At 72.8% G+C, this 16148-nt stretch carries 14 protein-coding genes; 13 read left to right on the top strand and 1 reads right to left on the bottom strand.

The window, feature by feature from the left end; translation table 11 throughout:
- Positions 1-32: 32 nt before the first annotated feature.
- From ACTXG6_RS41345 to ACTXG6_RS41310, 8 genes are all read left to right on the top strand, one after another.
- Positions 33-1718 carry a EutP/PduV family microcompartment system protein gene (locus tag ACTXG6_RS41345; RefSeq protein WP_445190261.1) on the top strand — a complete coding sequence of 562 codons (1686 nt, stop codon included), beginning with the start codon at positions 33-35 and terminating at the stop codon, positions 1716-1718.
- Positions 1715-3286 (top strand): dynamin family protein, encoded by a 1572-nt coding sequence (locus tag ACTXG6_RS41340; RefSeq protein ID WP_445184747.1) that lies wholly within the window; start codon positions 1715-1717, stop codon positions 3284-3286. The genes ACTXG6_RS41345 and ACTXG6_RS41340 overlap by 4 nt, the downstream gene beginning before the upstream one ends.
- Before the next feature lie 38 nt (positions 3287-3324).
- Entirely contained in the window at positions 3325-3891 is a 567-nt protein-coding gene (locus ACTXG6_RS41335; RefSeq protein ID WP_445184746.1) for a GNAT family N-acetyltransferase, read from the top strand.
- Positions 3892-4068: 177 nt separating this feature from the next.
- Positions 4069-5031 carry a DUF4129 domain-containing protein gene (locus ACTXG6_RS41330; protein ID WP_445184745.1) on the top strand — a complete coding sequence of 321 codons (963 nt, stop codon included), beginning with the start codon at positions 4069-4071 and terminating at the stop codon, positions 5029-5031.
- A complete protein-coding gene (locus ACTXG6_RS41325; protein WP_445184744.1) occupies positions 5028-5498 on the top strand; it encodes a hypothetical protein in 471 nt (156 codons plus the stop codon). Before ACTXG6_RS41330 ends, ACTXG6_RS41325 begins: the two co-directional genes overlap by 4 nt.
- Complete coding sequence (locus ACTXG6_RS41320; RefSeq protein WP_445184743.1) at positions 5495-6529, top strand: AAA family ATPase; 1035 nt, start codon at positions 5495-5497, stop codon at positions 6527-6529. The genes ACTXG6_RS41325 and ACTXG6_RS41320 overlap by 4 nt, the downstream gene beginning before the upstream one ends.
- The gene (locus tag ACTXG6_RS41315; protein WP_445184742.1) at positions 6526-7794 is read left to right on the top strand and encodes a DUF58 domain-containing protein; all 1269 of its coding nucleotides are present in this window, start codon (positions 6526-6528) and stop codon (positions 7792-7794) included. The genes ACTXG6_RS41320 and ACTXG6_RS41315 overlap by 4 nt, the downstream gene beginning before the upstream one ends.
- Positions 7791-8372 (top strand): hypothetical protein, encoded by a 582-nt coding sequence (locus ACTXG6_RS41310; RefSeq protein WP_445184741.1) that lies wholly within the window; start codon positions 7791-7793, stop codon positions 8370-8372. Before ACTXG6_RS41315 ends, ACTXG6_RS41310 begins: the two co-directional genes overlap by 4 nt.
- A 12-nt stretch (positions 8373-8384) precedes the next feature.
- Here ACTXG6_RS41310 and ACTXG6_RS41305 read toward each other — a convergent pair whose 3' ends face one another.
- On the bottom strand, positions 8385-9329 hold the full coding sequence (locus ACTXG6_RS41305) for a hypothetical protein (RefSeq protein WP_445184740.1): 945 nt from the start codon (positions 9327-9329) through the stop codon (positions 8385-8387).
- A 254-nt stretch (positions 9330-9583) separates the two neighbouring features.
- Here ACTXG6_RS41305 and ACTXG6_RS41300 point away from each other — a divergent pair, with 254 nt between their 5' ends.
- The 5 genes from ACTXG6_RS41300 to ACTXG6_RS41280 all read left to right on the top strand — a co-directional run bounded on the left by ACTXG6_RS41300 (position 9584) and on the right by ACTXG6_RS41280 (position 16132).
- Positions 9584-10966: an aminotransferase class V-fold PLP-dependent enzyme gene (locus tag ACTXG6_RS41300; RefSeq protein ID WP_445184739.1), complete on the top strand. Its 1383-nt coding sequence runs from the start codon at positions 9584-9586 to the stop codon at positions 10964-10966.
- A 555-nt stretch (positions 10967-11521) separates the two neighbouring features.
- Positions 11522-11611: a putative leader peptide gene (locus ACTXG6_RS41295; protein ID WP_445184738.1), complete on the top strand. Its 90-nt coding sequence runs from the start codon at positions 11522-11524 to the stop codon at positions 11609-11611.
- Between the two features lie 315 nt (positions 11612-11926).
- Positions 11927-12184, top strand: coding sequence for a hypothetical protein (locus tag ACTXG6_RS41290; RefSeq protein ID WP_445184737.1), 258 nt, complete (start codon positions 11927-11929; stop codon positions 12182-12184).
- Positions 12184-14028 (top strand): hypothetical protein, encoded by a 1845-nt coding sequence (locus tag ACTXG6_RS41285; RefSeq protein WP_445184736.1) that lies wholly within the window; start codon positions 12184-12186, stop codon positions 14026-14028. The genes ACTXG6_RS41290 and ACTXG6_RS41285 overlap by 1 nt, the downstream gene beginning before the upstream one ends.
- Positions 14029-14071: 43 nt before the next feature.
- A complete protein-coding gene (locus ACTXG6_RS41280) occupies positions 14072-16132 on the top strand; it encodes a hypothetical protein (RefSeq protein ID WP_445184735.1) in 2061 nt (686 codons plus the stop codon).
- Positions 16133-16148 lie beyond the last annotated feature (16 nt).

Raw genomic sequence — 16148 nt, 5'->3', positions numbered from 1 at the left:
CCGCAAACTCCGAAGGAGAACCCGTGTCCGTCATGACGGATGGCGCCGCTCGTGGCGGCAAGGCAATGACCTCCACCGTAACGATGACCGACCTGCTCGACCGGCTGCGCGGGCTCACCGACGCCGCCGGTCGAGCCGACCTCGGCAGCCGGCTGGCGCAGGCCCGCGCCAGGGTGACCGACCCGAGCCTGCGCATCGTGGTGACCGGTGAGACCGGCCAGGGGATGAGTGCGCTGGTCGACACGATCGTCGGCGAGATCCCGGGCGCCGGCACGGTACCGGCCGAGCACCTGGCACCCGGCACGACTACCCAGACCGCGGCGGGTGTGCTGTTCGTGGACGCGCCGGGGGCCGCCGGCATCGACTCGGCCGGCGGGGCCGCGGTGCTGTCCCTGCTGGCCGGCGCCGACGCGGTGCTGTTCGTGTCGGACGCGAGCCAGGAGTACACCGAGCCGGAGCTGGCCTACCTGGCCCGGATCCGCGAGCTGTGTCCGTCCGTCATCGGCGTCATCACCAAGATCGACCTCTACCAGCGCTGGCCGGACATCCAGCGGGCCGACCGCGCCCACCTGAACAACGCCGGCCTGGACATCCCACTGCTGCCGGTGTCCTCGGCGCTGCACGACACCGCCCGGCGACTCGGTGACGGCGCCCTGGCCGTCGAGTCGGGCATCCCGCAGCTCGCCGACTTCCTCGCCGACCGGGTCATCGGCGGCGCGGACACCGTGCTGCGCACCAGCGTGATCAACGACGTGCGGATCGTGTCCGACCAGCTGGCCATGGCGCTCAACGCCGAGCTCGACGTACTGAACGACCCGGGCCGGGGCGCTGAGCTGGTCACCCGCATGCAGCAGGCGCGCCTGGCGGCCGACCGCCTCCGGGCGCAGACCGCGAACTGGCAGCTGGTGCTGGGCGACGGCGCCACCGAGCTGATGGTCGACGTGGAGCACGACCTGCGGCACCGGCTGCGCACCCTGGTCCGCGAGGCCGAGGCGGACATCACGGCGTCGGACCCCGCGCCGCGCTGGGAGCAGTTCAGCGAGTGGCTCAACAGCCGGGTCGCCGACGCGGTCCAGGCCAACTCCCTGCTCGCGCACAGTCGTTCGGCGGAGCTGGCCCAGCAGGTGGGCGCCCGGTTCGCCGAGGAGAGCGGCCGGGTGGTGCCGGAGCTGCGCAGGGGCGACCCCAGCTACGCCCTGGACTCGGTGAACTCGCTGGAGGCGTTGGAGAGCCGCAAGGCGGGCATCGTGCAACGGGTGATCAACAGCCTGCGCGGCTCCTACGGGGGTGTCCTGATGGTCGGCGTGGTGTCCAGCGTCGCGGGCGTCGCGCTGCTCAACCCCTGGTCGATCGGCGCCGGCGTGCTGCTGGGCGCCAACACGTTCTGGGAGGACCGCAAGGCACGCACCGCGCGCCGCCAGTCCGAGGCGAAGGTGGCGGTCGCCAGGCTGATGGACGACGTGATCTTCCAGGTCGGCCGGGAGTCGAAGTTCCGGCTCCGTGAGGTGCAGCGGTACCTGCGGGACCACTTCAGCGCCGTCGCGGCGGAGATGTTGCGGTCGGCGGACGACGCGGTGCATGCCGCGCAGCTGGCCAACCAGTCGCACGGGGACCGCCGGGATGCGCGGGCGGCGGTGGTCTCGGAGGGGCTGAGCGAGCTGCGCCAGCTGCGGGTGCGGGCCGCTGGGCTGCTGGACCGGACCGGGGCGCTGCGATGAACACCGGATCCTCGATAGGTACCCGGTTCTGGATGGGCGCCGGAGTTTCGACGGGTACCGGGTTCGGGCTGGGGGCGGGAGTTTCGACGGGCACCGAGGTGGACCGCGCTCGGCTGATCATCCGGGATGCCCGCGCCGATTTCGCCGACGATCCTTCGGTGGCGGCCGAACTGGCGGAGTGCGAGCGGCGGCTGGACGAGCCGCTGCGGGTGGCGCTGGTCGGCAAGCTGAAGTCGGGCAAGTCGACGCTGCTCAATGCGCTGGTGGGGGAGGAGATCGCCCCGACCGACGCCACCGAGTGCACCCGGGTGGTCACCTGGTTCCACCGCTGCGCCGGACCCCGGATCGAGCTCACCCACGACGGCGGCCGGCGCACCCCGCTGCCGGTGCGCCGCACCGACGGCCGGCTGCGCCTCGACCTGGGGCCGGTGCCGGCCGACCGGGTGGAGCGCCTTGTGGTGGGCTGGCCGTCCGCGCTGCTCGACAGCTACACGGTGATCGACACCCCGGGCACGTCGTCGAACTCGGCCGACGTCTCCGCCCGCACGATGGCCTTCCTGGCGCCCGAGGACGGCGCCTGCGAAGCCGAGGCGGTCATCTTCCTGATGCGGTCGCGGCACGACTCGGACGTCGCGCTGCTGCGCCAGCTCCAGGAGCAGACCGGCGCAGGCGGGCCACTGGGCATCGTCGGGGTGCTGTCCCGGGCCGACGAGCTGGGCGGCGGTGCGGTCGGCTCGGGTGCGGTCGGCTCGGGTGCGGTCGGCTCGGCGGGTGCGCTCGGCGCGGCCCGGCAACGCAGCGCCGAGCTGCGCACCGACCCGGAGCTCGGCGGGTTGCACCGGGACTTCGTTGCGGTGTCCGGGCTGCTCGCGCTGCGTGGCCAGACCTTGCGGCAGCGGGAGTTCGCGGCGCTGGCCGCGCTGGCCGGCCTGCCGGACGACGTGCTCGGGGCGGCGTTGGTCTCCGCCGGCCGGTTCGCCGGCGCGGAGCTGGGCGTGTCGGCGGAGGAGCGGGAGTGGTTGCTCGAGGCGTTCGGCCTGGTCGGCGTCCGGATCGCGGTCGACCTGGTTCGCGGCGGTGCCCGGGACGCACCGGCACTCGCCGCCGCGCTGGTGCGGCACAGCGGGCTGGACGAGCTGCACCGGGTACTCGACGCCCGGTTCGCCAGCCGGCACGGCCAACTGAAGGCGCACGCCGCGCTGCGCACCGTGCACCGGGTCCTGCTGCGCCAGCCGGCCACCCGGTCCGCGCGGCTCCTCCGAGCGGTGGAGCGGCTGCTCGCCGACTCGCACGCCGGTACCGAGGTGCGGGTGCTCGCCGGCGTCGCGGCCCTGCCGGTGGCGGAGCCGACCCGGGATGCGTTGGAGCGGGTGCTCGGCGGCCGGGGCACCTCGGCGGCGGCCCGGCTGGGACTGCCGGCCCACGCGGACCGCCAGCAGCTGCACACCGCGGCGCTCCACGCGATCGGGCACTGGCGCAACCAGTTGGACCACCCGCTGCTGGACCGGCCGACCGAGCGGGCCTACCGGGCCGCGGTCCGCAGCTGCGAGGCCATCGTCGCGCACTGAGACCCGACCGCGCCGGGTCCTTCGGTAGGTTCGCCCCCGTGACCACGTCAGACGCCGCCCAGACCGCCACCCGCATCCGGTTGGCGCGAGAGGACGAGCTGCCGCTGCTGCGGGAGGTCGAACGGGCCTCCGGCGAGATCTTCCGGGACATCGGGCTGGCCGAGATCGCCGACGACGAACCGCTGTCGCTGACCGAACTCGGGCACTACCAGCGGGCCGGGCGCGCGTGGGTGACCACTGAAGGTAGCGCTGAGGGTGGCGGGGCGGGTGGCAAGCTGCTGGCCTTCCTGCTGGCCGAGCCGGTGGACGGCAACCTGCACATCGCCCAGGTCGCGGTGCACCCGGCCGCGGCCGGTCGCCGGCTCGGTGCGGCGCTGATCGAGCACCTCGCCCGGCTGGCCGCCGCGGACCGCGCCCCCCGGCTGACCCTCACCACGTACCGGGAGGTGCCCTGGAACGCGCCGTACTACCGCACCCTCGGCTTCGGTGAGATCCCCGAACCGGAGCTCGGCCCGCGCCTGCGGCTGATCCGGGACCTGGAACGCAAAGCCGGTCTGGACCGCTGGCCGAGGGTCGCGATGTCCCGCCCACTCCGAGGCGTCTGAGGTCCGGACCGCCCGCCCGGATCCGCTGTCCGGGACGTCTGTCGAGGCCCGGATCCGTGCCGGATGTGCCGGAAGCGCGATCAACAGCCACAATGTGGCGGCGGTGACACCCACCACCGTGCGCCGGGCTGACCGGCGCGACCGGCGAAGTAGCCGACAGCTCGGGCGGGAGGGGCGATGGCGCAGCGGTACGACGGGCAGCACGGGTCCTCCGGGCCGGGCTCGACGACCCGGTTCGGCTCGGCGTCGGCCCGGATCGGCACGGTGGCCGTGCTGCTGGTGCTCGCGGTGGTGGCAGCGAGGGCCCGCGCCGAGGGGACGCTGCCCCACGTCCCGGGTCCCGCCGGCGGCGTGGTCCTCGGGGTGATCCGCTCGATCGGCATCGCGGTGGTCACCGCCGGGCTGATCCTGCTGGTCTGGGGTCGGCGGGTCCGCCGGGTGCAGGCCGCCGCCGGTGCGGCGGGGCCGAAACCGCGGCTCAGCGCCGGGCAGCGCAAACGGGTCGCGGTGGCCACGCTGGTCGGGATCCTGGTCGCGCTGGGGTACCAACTGCTGATGCAGACGTTCAGCCCGGTCAAGGAGCAACCCCCGCCGGCCCCCGACCAGCCGGTCGGCCCGCCGGACTCCTCCGGTCTCGGGCTGCACAACGCCCAGTCGCACGAGGTGACGCAGGCCGGCATCGGCACCTACCTCACCGCCTTCGCCGCGCTCGCCGCCCTGGCCGCGCTGATCATCGTGCTGATGCGGCGGACCCAGGTGATCGATGCGGAGGTCGAGGAGGAGCCGACCCCGGCCGAGGCGGTGGCCAAGGCCGTCGCGGCCGGCCGGGCGGCGGTGCTCGACCGCGCGATCACCGATCCGAGGGAGGCCATCGTCGCCTGTTTCGCCGCGATGGAGGGTGCACTGGCCGGCCTCGGTGGCGACATCGCGCCCAAGGCCGCCGACACGCCGTCCGAGGTGCTGGGCCGAGGGGTGCGCGGTGCGTCGATCCCGGAGCGGCCGGCCGGCACCCTGCTGCGGCTGTTCCGGGAGGCCCGGTTCAGCGAGCACCCGATGGGCGAGCCGGACCGGGCGGCCGCCGACGAGGCGCTGAGCGCGATCCTGGCCAGCCTGCCGGCGGTCGGGGAGCGTGCCCGATGACCGGAGCGGTGCCGACGATGCCGCCGGAAGCGGCGAGCTCGCTGGTCGGCTCGGTGGGCGGCCTGGTGGTGATGGGTGTCGGCGCGCTGCTCGTCGTCGCCGTCGTGCTCGTCGCGAACCTGTGGATGCGCTGGCAGCGGATCAAGGCGTCCCGGCCCCGGTTCGAGCCGAACACCGTCGAGGCGACGCCCGCCTACCGGCGCTACCTGGTGGCCGCCGCATGGGCCGGCGGTTCCACCCGGAACTGGGACCACAGTGTGCGGCCGGTGCTCGCCGAGCTGGTCGAGCTCGCGCTGGCCGAGCGGCTGCCGGCCGGGGGAGATCCCAGGGCGAGCGCCAAGGAGCTGCTCGGGCCGGAGCTGTGGGCCCTGATCGACCGTGACGTGCAGCGCTCGGAGGACCGGTCGACGCCCGGGGCCGGCCGGGAGGCGCTGCTGCGAATTCTGGAGAGAGTGGAGCGACAGTGAGTACTCATGGGGCCGCCGGCACGACGGACAGCACAGCCGACAGTGTTGTTGCGGCTGTAGCGAACGAGGTCGCGGACCGGACGGCGACCGTGCTGGACGAGATCGAACGCGTGGTCGTCGGGAAGCGCCCCGCGCTGGAGCTGATCATGTCCGCGGTGCTGGCCAGGGCGCACGTGCTGATCGAGGACCTGCCCGGGCTGGGTAAGACGCTGATCGCCCGGTCCTTCGCCGCCGCGCTCGGGCTGGAGTTCCGCCGGGTCCAGTTCACCCCCGACCTGCTGCCCGCCGACCTGACCGGCACCACCGTGCTGGACCAGGCCTCCGGTGAGTTCAAGTTCCGCCCCGGCCCGGTGTTCGCCAACCTGCTGCTCGCGGACGAGATCAACCGGACGCCGCCGAAGACCCAGGCCGCGCTGCTGGAGGCGATGGCCGAGGAACAGGTCAGCGTCGACGGGTACTCGCACCCGCTGCCCCAGCCGTTCGTCGTGCTCGCGACCGACAACCCCATCGAGTACGAGGGCACCTACCCGCTGCCGGAGGCGCAGCTGGACCGCTTCGGCATGCGGGTGCGGATCGGTTACCTGCCGGCGGCCGACGAGGTCGAGATGCTCAGCAGGCGGGTCAGCCGCGGCGCCACCGAGCCGACCGTGCGCCAGGTGCTGGACGCGGAGACGCTGCTGCGGATGCGCGCGGCGGTGGAGTCGGTGTCGGTGGAACCGGACGTGCTCGACTACGTGGTGCGCATCGTCGCGGCCACCCGCAACGACAAGGACGTGCTGGTCGGCGGCAGTCCGAGGGCCTCGCTCGCGCTGCTGCAGCTGGCCAGGGCGCGCGCCATGCTGGACCGCAGGGACTACGTGGTCCCGGAGGACGTCAAGACGCTCGCCGTGCCGGTGCTGGCCCACCGGCTGAGCCTGCGCCCGGAGATGTGGGTCCGCCGGATCCAGGCCGAGGACATCGTCGCCCGGCTGCTGAGCCACGTCCCCGCGCCCCGGACCGCCTCGAGCCGGGGCGTGGAGCAGGTGCGGTGACCGACAGCAAGATCGACTGGGAGCCCGCCGGCTGGCTGATCACGGTCGTCTCGCTGAGCGTGCTGGCCGCGCTGGCGGTGGTCGCCGCCGGCCGGTTCGACCTGGTGGTGTTCGGCGCACCGCTGCTCGGGGCGCTGGCCGGCGCCTGGTGGAGCGTGCGGCCGGACCGGCTGGTGCGCCTGCGCGCCGTCACCTCGGCCCAGCGGGTGTTCGAGGGCGAGTCGCTGACCCTCACCGTCGAGCTCACCGCGCCGCCCGGCGCCGAGCTGCTGGACGTCGAGCTGAGTACCGGCGCCGAGCTGGGAGCCGAGCAGCGCGGGCTGTACCGGTCCACGCCGGGTTCGCTGCGCGGCGAGTGGGAGCTGCACGCGCTGCGCTGGGGCCGGTGCGCGATCCGGCTGCGGGTGACCACCCGGGGCGCCGGCGGGTTGCTGATCGGCGATGCACACTGCGCGGTGGCCGAGGTGGCGATCTTCCCGAACGCGGACCGGATCAGCGCGGTACCCCGCCCGATGGACCTGCCCGACCTGCTCGGCGTGCACCTGGGGCGGCGCAAGGGTGAGGGCGTGGAGTTCGCCGGGATCCGCGAGTACCAGCCCGGCGACCCGCTGCGCTCGGTGAACTGGCAGGTCAGCGCCCGGCGAGGCACCCTGCACGTGACCGAGCGGCTCGCCGAGCAGTCCGCCAAGGTGGTCGCGATGATCGATGCCACCGGTGATCTGCACCAGCCCGGCTCGTCCACCCTGGAGCTGTCCGTGCACGGTGCGCTGGCGGTGGTGCAGGCCGCGCTGCGCCGGGGCGACCGGGCCGGTGTGGTGTCGCTCGGCGGCGTGGTCCGGTGGCTGGCCCCGGACCTCGGGCGGCGGCACTACTACCGGGTGGTGGAGGCACTGCTGGACGTGCAGCCGGGTACCGGTTCGGCGCCCTCGGACCTCAGCGGGTTCCCTCCGACGGTGCTGCCCCGGGGTGCCGCCGTGGTGGTGTTCTCCCCGCTGCTGGACGAGCGGGTGATCAGCGCGGTGGCCGACCTGCGCCGCCGGGGGTTCGGGCTGGCCGTCGTCGACGTGCTGCGGGTCGAGCCACAGCCCCGCCCCGGCGCGGACTACGACCCGATCGCGATCCGGATGTGGCGGATCGGCCGCCAGGGCATCCGGCACCGGCTGGCCGAACTGGGCATCCCGGTCGGTGCCTGGTCCGACGGCGCCGAGCTGGACGAGGTGCTGCGCCCGATGTCCCGCCGCCCGCTGCTCGGGAGTCGGAAATGAGCGGCCCGTCCTCGGGCGCCGGTTCCGGCGGGGCTTCCGGCCCGTCCGAGGCTTCCGGCTCGGCTGGGGCGCTTGAGGGTGGGCGGCCCGGCCCGTGCCTGGTGGCCGGCGCGGTGATGCTGGCGGTGCCGACCGCGATCGCGTTCACCGCGCTGCCCGGCCCGGAGTCCGGCGGCGGCCAGGGCACCGGACTGCTGCTCGCTGTGGTGCTGGCTGTCGGCGCGCTCGGGGTGGTGCTGGCCACCGCCCGCCCGCGTGCCGGGGTGATGGCCGCGCTGGCCGTGCTGTGCGTGACGCTGGCGCTGGTGCTGGAGCCGCCGGAGGCACTGGGTGACGGCCTCTGCGGGCTGGCCTGCCTCGCGTTCCTGCTGGCGGTCCGGCTGCACCGGCAGGCCCGCAACGGACCGGTCGACCTCGGCGCATGGCTGACCGCGCACCGCCCGATGGCGATCGGCGCGGCGGTCACCACGCCCGCCGCGATCGTCGCCGCCTCGGTGCCGGCAGGTTGGTCGCTGCTGGTCGCGGCACTGGTGGGGCTGCTCAGCGCGGTGATCTGCACCGTCGTATTCGTGACCTGACGCCGGAGGGGATCAGGGGCTCGGGGGTGGGGTCGGCCAGTCCATGTCGGTGGTCACCAGGGGCACCGAGGTGCGGGTGGCGGGGTCGGCGGCCAGCGCCTTGGCGAGCTGGTCGCGGGCATCGGCGGCGGAGTTGTCGGTGTTCGTGCAACCGGACTGCTGGCGGCACGCGGCCCGCTGGCTGAGCACGCCGACCACCCGCAGCGGCCCGGCCCCGGAGCGCACGCCCCAGCCACTGATCGCCGCCCACTGCCGGGCCTGGATGCCGTCGGTGCGATAGATCTGCGGCAGCGCCACGACCGTCTTCGCCGCTCCGGTGGAGATGTGGAAGACGTCGCCCACCGTCCAGCCGCGCGAACAGACCTGGCTGCTCGCGTCGCTCGGGCAGCCGTCCGCCGACCCCGCCGCGTAGAGCACCCGGGGCGTCCCGTGCACGAAGGCGTCGACCCAGGCGCGCGCCCAGCCCGCCTTCGACCACGCCGGCTCGCCGTCCATCGCGCCGCTGACCACCACCCGCCCCGGCGGTGCGACCGCGGCCACCCGCTGGACCAGGCGCGCCCAGTCCGCACCGGCCTGCGCGGGGTCGGCGCCGCCGTCGGACTTGTTGTTGACCCCGATCGCCAGCACCGCGCTGGCCTTGCCGCACTCGGCGAAACCCCGCATCCAACCGACGGAGGAACCGATCACCCAGTCCTGGGTCACCCGGGCGGCGGGGGAGGACACGGTGGTCCCGGGCGGGCGGATCCGGCCGTCCTTCTCCTGGGTGCCGAACAGCAGCATCCGCAGCCCGGATCGGCCGGCCCGGCCGTCCGCACAGCCAGTCCGGTAGCCCTGCGCGTCCGGCTGCTCGCTGTCTCCGGTGGACACGACGTAGTGACTGGCGGTGGGCTGGGCTTCCTGCTCGGCGCCGTTCTCGGTATCGCCCGGACCGGACGAGGTTGCGGTCGATACGGCCAAGATCGTCGCAGCCGTCCGCAGCAGCCACCCATCCCAACGACCCATGATCACGGAACGTAGCTTTTTGGGCTTGCGGTGTCGGGCAGGCGCGCGCGACGGTCGCTCAAATGGGTGATCCGATGTGGCCGATGCCGCGGGTTTCGTCACTCCATGCGATGTCATGTCAGGTGCCGACGGGCCGCATCGGGGACGAACGGTGCTGCTCGGAAGGGTGAAATTACTACCAAACCGGTTGATTCAGCCAAGATGTCGCGGTGACCGATCTGTTGAACCAACCAACTAGCCCGACGGACCCACACCGGCCCGGCCTGCCCCGGGTGCTCGGCGCCGACTCCCGGACCACGCTGGCCGATGGCCGGGACGTCCGGGTTGTCCAGCTCAACAATGCGGCGACCACGCCGCCGTTCGAGCGCACGGCGCGGGAGGTTCAGGAGTTCCTCGGCTGTTACGGCGCGCTGCACCGAGGTGCCGGGCCGAGGGCGCGGGCCACCGTGGAGGCGGTGGAGCGGGCGGTCCAGCGGATCAGCACGTTCATCGGCCAACCCGACGACAACGCCCTGCTGTTCACCTCGAACACCAGTGCCGCGATCAACGTGCTCGCCAGGCTGCTCCCGCTGACCGCCGACGACGTGGTGCTCACCTCGGAGATCGAGCACACGTCGAACAACCTGCCGTGGCGCTACAACACGCCCGCCCGGGTGTTGGACGTGCGCGCGAACGACGCCGGTGCGCTGGATCTGGAGCATCTCGAGCAACTGTTCGCCGAGCACGCGGGCCGGGTCAAATTGCTTGCGGTCACCGGGGCGTCGAACCTGACCGGATTCTGCCCCGACCTGGCCGGGCTGGCCGACCGCTGTCACGCGGCCGGCGCGCAACTGTTCGTCGACGCCGCCCAACTGGCTCCACACCGGCGGATCGACATGGCTGCCGCCGGGGTGGACGCGTTGGCGTTCTCCGCGCACAAGGTCTACGCCCCGTTCGGCCTCGGCGTGCTCTCGCTGCCCCGGGCAGTCGTGGACCGCCAGCCGGTCGACCCGGGCGGCGGATCCATCGACATGCTCTCCGACGCACGGGCGGTGGTGTGGGCGCCGCCGGCCGAGCGGCACCAGACCGGTACCTGGAACGCCACCGGCATCGTCGGCCTCGGCGCCTCCTGCGCGACCATCCTGGACGCCGGGTGGGACCTGATCGAAGGTCACGAGCGTGCACTGGTCGAACATGCGGCGGCGGCGCTGTCGAACATCCCCGGGGTGCGGCTGACCGTGCCCGCGTCGAACTACCGGAGCGACGACCGGATCGGCACCTTCCCGTTCGTCGTCGACGGCCTGCACCACGCGCTCGTGGCGGCCGCGCTGGAGCACGAGCACGGCATCGAGGTGCGGGCCGGCACGATCTGCAACCACCGGCTGGTGCGGCGCTGGATCGGTGTCTCCGACGCGGAGCAGGCGCGCGTCGAGGTGGCGATCGGCGCCGGCGACCGGCTGGCCAGCTACGGCATCGTGCGGGCGAGCCTGGCAAGCCACAGCACCGAAGCCGACATCGACCTGCTGGCCGGCGCACTGCGCACGCTGGCGGCCGACGGGCCGGCCGGTCGGTACCGACCCGCCCCGGAGCACGAAACCTACGAACCGGCCTAGCTGCCGTACATTCCGACCCCCGAAGCCCGCACCGGGTGACGACCCCACCCGGTGCGGGCTTCGTCATGCGCGCTCCAGGAGTGGCGCGCCCCTGGCTCTGGTGGCGGGTACGGCGTGTGCGCGGGGCGGGTGCGGTGTGCCGAAGGGTGCGCGGGGCGGGCAAACGGCCGTGCAGGGAGCGCTTCAAGGGTTAGAAGTGGTTGCGGAGAGTCATCGGGGGTTGCGGAGCGTCGTCACCGGCGGCCAGGTTGCCGGTGCACATACCGCGATCGACACGAACGGGTGACGGGTGCGCGGTTGATGATCCGGGACCGATACCTCTGGTGCCAGGTTGCGCCCCCGGTCACACGATGTGGTGGACCGCGTCGGTCCGGGGAACCGGCCGAACCTCGCTTAAATCTACTGATTTAGTGGTGTTTGTGTGGCGCCCATCACCGGCTCGATCGATTCAGTTCACCCGGTCGGTGGCGATGAGGGGCGGCTGCCGGACCGCTCGGCGCTGACCACCCACGGGGTGGTTTGACCGTTTCCTCACAGCGATGAAACGATCTGTCCGTGCGCAGTTGGAAGCTATTCGCCGCCTACCGGATCCACGTGGATCTGCGTCGGCAAGCCAGCGCGCTCTGTATGTCGTCGGTGAGCTGATCCGCTTTCTCGGATAGCCGCTCGACCCATGACAGAGGCGTCGAGGACCACGGCCCAATCCGAACCCGGAACGGCTCCCGCGTATCGAGATACCGGGCGAACCGACAAGCCACACGCTGCGGAAGCTGTCTCTTCCAGGCGCTGTCCCGACTGGGACGCCCGGTCTCACCACGACCTCGGTCAGGTCAGCACTGCATTTCCGCTCGTTGTCGGAAATGTCCCCGAGTGCTGAGTCTGGTTAGTCGAGGTTTTGTGTTCGCTCCCCAACGAACTCATATGAGGTGCAGGACTGTGTCTGGAAAGAAAATAACGCGTGTGGTTGTGGCGGGGGTGGTGCTCGCCGCTGGCGGGTTGCTGCTCACTGCCGGCCCGGCGATGGCCAACGACAGTTCCGATGGCGCGAAGGGCGCCGGCGGTTCGGGTTCGGGTTTCGCCAAGGGCGGGCCGTCGCCGTCGAATGACGTGACCCCGGGCGGGGTGCCGGTCTTCGGGGTCATCGACTCCGTCAAGAGTGCGCCGGCGAAGGTCGTGCCGGACGGCGGCGGGTCCGGAAGCGGAGGGTCGGGTTACTGATGACCGGCCTATTGTCCCGATTCCGGCGCCGCAAGACGGCGCTTGCCGGCCTGGCCGTGCTGGCGGTGGCCGGCGGTTTGACTGTGCTTCCGCACCCGGGTGATGCGTACGCCGATGTGCACCCGTCGCGGTCGTCGATCACCGGCGCGGACGGCAAGGACTACTGGGTGGAGAACCACCTGGTGTCCGGCGCCATCGCCACCCAGCACAAGGCCCTGCAGTCCAAGGCGAAGCGGCCTGAGTACCTGATCGTGTGGGCGGGTGACTCCAACATCGCCGATACGGCGGTGTCGCAGATCAAGCACCTGCCGGGTTCGCTGGCGGACCCGATCCAGACGGTGAAGAACGCACTGCCGGGCCCGGACTTCCTGGCCGTGATCGATGCGACCAACGGATCCCCGACCTACGGCAAGGTGCTCAACACCGGCACTGTCGGCCCGCTGGTGGAGAACGAGCCGCACCACATGCAGTACGTGTGGCACAAGGGCGAGAAGATCTACGCGGGTGGGTTGTTCTCCGCGGCGACGTACGTGTTCGACGTGTCGAAGCTGCCGGCGTTGAGCCTGTCCGGGATCAGCCTGCCGTCCCAGACGCTGTGTGGTTCGGTGCCCGATGCGTACTGGGTGCTCAAGGACGGCACCGCGTACGGCACGTACATGGGTGGCCCGGTCGCACCCGGACCGTGCCGCTACACCCACGGTGAGATCCGCAGCGGCAACGGGTTCGCCGGTACTCCCGGTGAGGTCGTGCGGTTCGGCCCGAAGGGGCAGAACCTGTCGGAGTCGCCCGCGGCGGTGGCTACCCCGGAGGATCCGAAGCTGTGCCTGAACACCCCCTCACTTCAGGTGCCCAGCTGCGCGAACCCGCACGGTATCCAGGTCCGGGAGGACCTGGACGCGATGGTCACCAGTGACTACGCCGAACCGCGCAACATCATCCTGGATCCGCTGAAGAACCCGTCGCCGTACCTGCGCCGGCCCACGATCAGGACCTGGGACATCAGCGACCGCAATCACCCGAAGGTCAAGTCGGTGTCGTATCTGCCGATCGGGCCGAGGGCGGATCCCAAGGACCCGCTGCACTGGGAGGACCGGGCGGTCATGGAGACCACTGTGACCAACCGGCCGGGGCACAAGGGCGCGTTCGCCCAGACCATGCAGGGTGGCGCGATCTTCTACACCTCGGACATGACCGCGTCGCACCCGGTGTGGCGCGAGGTGTTCGACGACTGGACGGCGGACAAGGACTTCAAGGGTGGCGGCTCCGGGCCCGGCGACAACGCCGGTTGGATCCAGACCAGCCCGGACGACAAGACGCTGTACCACGCCATTGTCGGGCGGCAGAAGGGCACGCTGGGCCCGAACGACCCGGGTACCACCGGTGGGGTGTTCTCCCTGGACATCTCCAAGCTGGTCGACGCCGGTGACGACTACGACTGCGACATCAAGACCCGCGATGACGCAATCAACGGTGGCTCGGGCAGCGACTGCCCGGACGTGCGGGGCCAGGTCACCATCGGCAACACCCCGGCCGGCGGCCCGCACTGGGGCGCGCTGGACAACCTGCTGCAGGGTGACGACGGCTACTACCACGAGACCGACAAGCCGGAGCGGCTGGCCACGGCCAACTACTTCGTCGCCCGTACCGGCCTCGACGGTGACCACCGGGTCTGCATGACCGACATCGACCGCGACGGCTCGCTGAGCCTGGACACCGATTTCAAGGACGAGATCACCGGTCAGCCGTGCATCAACTTCAACCGGAAGAACTGGCCACACGGAGCCTTCGGCTTCGCCAAGCCACACTCCATGTTGTTCGTCACGGCTGATGCAGACACCAAGTAGGAACCGCTTCACGGCGGTGGCTGGCGCCGCGGCTTCGGCCGCGGTGTCCGCCCCCCTGTTCCCCGCCGGGCTGCTCGCCCTGGCCGCGCTGACCACGGTCGCGCTGGCCAGGGCGGGCGGCCTGGGGCGGGCCGCCGACCCGGTCCTGGCGCTGGTTGATCCCAGTCCCAGCGGGTCGGCGGCCGCCCTGCGGGCGGTGCTGTTGGCGGCCACCGCCGCCACCGCCGGCACCGGTCTGGTCGCGTCCCTGGTCGCCGGAGGTACCGGCGGTCGGGGCCGGCCGGCGGCGCGTGGCATGCGGGTGGTGGCCTGGGTCGGTGGCCTGGTCGCCTCCGGCGCCTGCGCGGTCGAGGTGCTCACCGGTGGGGCGTCCCGGCCGCTGGCGGTGGCGCAGGTCGTGGTCTCGCTGCTGGTGCCGTTGCTGCTGGGCACCGGTCGGCCGGTCACGGCGGCGCCGGCGGCTCTGGTGCTCGCCGGCCTGCTCGGCGTCGAGCTGGGCACCATGCGCACCGGGCTCCCCCTCGTGGTGGACGTGGTGTTCGCGGTCGCCGGCGCGGTGCTGTTCGGGTCCTGCGTGCACGGGATCGGTGCCGGCACGGCGCCGGGCTCGGACTCGGGTACGGACTCGGACTCGGGTACGGACTCGGGCTCGGGTACGGACTCGGACCCGGGCACGGACACCGGCGACCCGGGTGAGCGCCTGGTTCGCGCGGTGTCGGTCGCGGTGCCGGCCGGGCTGGTCACCACGATCGCGGGCGTCGGCCAGCTCGCGCTGACCGGACCGCCCGCCGGGTACGACATGCTGCACACCGGGTACGGCCTCGCCGCGCTCACCCAGGCGATCGTGCCGTTGCTGGTCACCGCGACGTGTCTGGTGATCGGCCGGCCGGCCGGCCGGGTCCGGGTGGGCGAGCTCAGCCGGCTGTGCGCCGGCGGGGTGGTGGTCGCGGTCGCCGCCGCGGCGGTACTGGCCACCCTGCCGCACCCGGCGGCCGCACCGGTACCGGGCCGACCGCTGGCCCGGCCGGTCGAGCTGCCCTTCCAACACCTGGCCGTACTGGTCGCACCGATGCGACCGGGACCGAACCTGGTGCACATCGCCGCCACCCCGGCGGTGGCGGGCAGCCAGGCCGCCGGACACCACCACGGTGTCCCGGCGCCGACTGGCCCGGCCGGCACCATCACGGTCAGTGCCGGCGGCGCCGCTGTGCCGGTCGTCGCCCGTCCCGGAGCGCCCGGCGGATGGGCCGTGCTGGACATTCCCGCCGGGGTCGACCGGATCACCGTCACTGACGACGGCTCCCCGGCGACCGTCCCGGTGGACGTCGGGGACGACCCGGCCGAGCCGGCGCTGCAACAGGCGCTGACCGGGCCGGACGGGCCGGAGTGCGCCAGTGCCCTGCTGGGTGGGCTGGTCGCCGGTTCGACGGCGGGCAGGGACGGGGCGGGTCCCACGGCGAACACGGCCGAGTGCCCGTCCCAGCGGCTCGCCGCCGCCGACGGCGACGCGCTGCGTGACTCCGTCACCTTCCTGGCCGGACGCAGGGTCACCGGGCTGAACCTGGTCAGCGACGACTCGGCACGCGCGACGGCCGCCGCCGAGCTGGTCCGGGCCCAGGCCGCCAGCCTGAACCTGCCGGTCCGCGATGTCGGGGTTCCGACCGACACGCTGCTCGTGGTGTCCGGCTGGTCGGCGGCTGTGCCGGCGCTGCGGCAGGCGGTGGCGCGCTCCGCGGACGAACCCGCCGGCGGAATCGTGCTGGCGCCGTGGCTGGCCACCGGCGCAGTGATCTCGGCCGCACCGTCGGAGGTGCTGCCGCTGCTGTTCAACCCGGGGGAGTCCCCGGCCCGCCAGTACGGCGCCACCGTGGCCGCCGTGTTCCCCGGGGAGGGGCCCTCCACGGCCGGCTACCTGGCCTGGTTGCGTGCGGGGGGCGCGGGTGGTCCGCTCGACGGGCGCGCCACCTTCTACGGGGCCGCCCCGGTCGACGTCCCGATGGGGATGGACGACATGGACATGGGCGGGAACCCGGGGGACTGGTACCCGACCGGCACGATCGTCCCGATCAACCCACCCGTGGGCCCGGCCGGGGCGAAGCAGTGAACACCCACCAGAGGAG

The organism is Pseudonocardia sp. Cha107L01 (genome assembly GCF_052566575.1).
The sequence above is the reverse complement of the archived record's forward strand: the minus strand, read 5'-3'. Positions and strand labels throughout refer to the sequence as shown.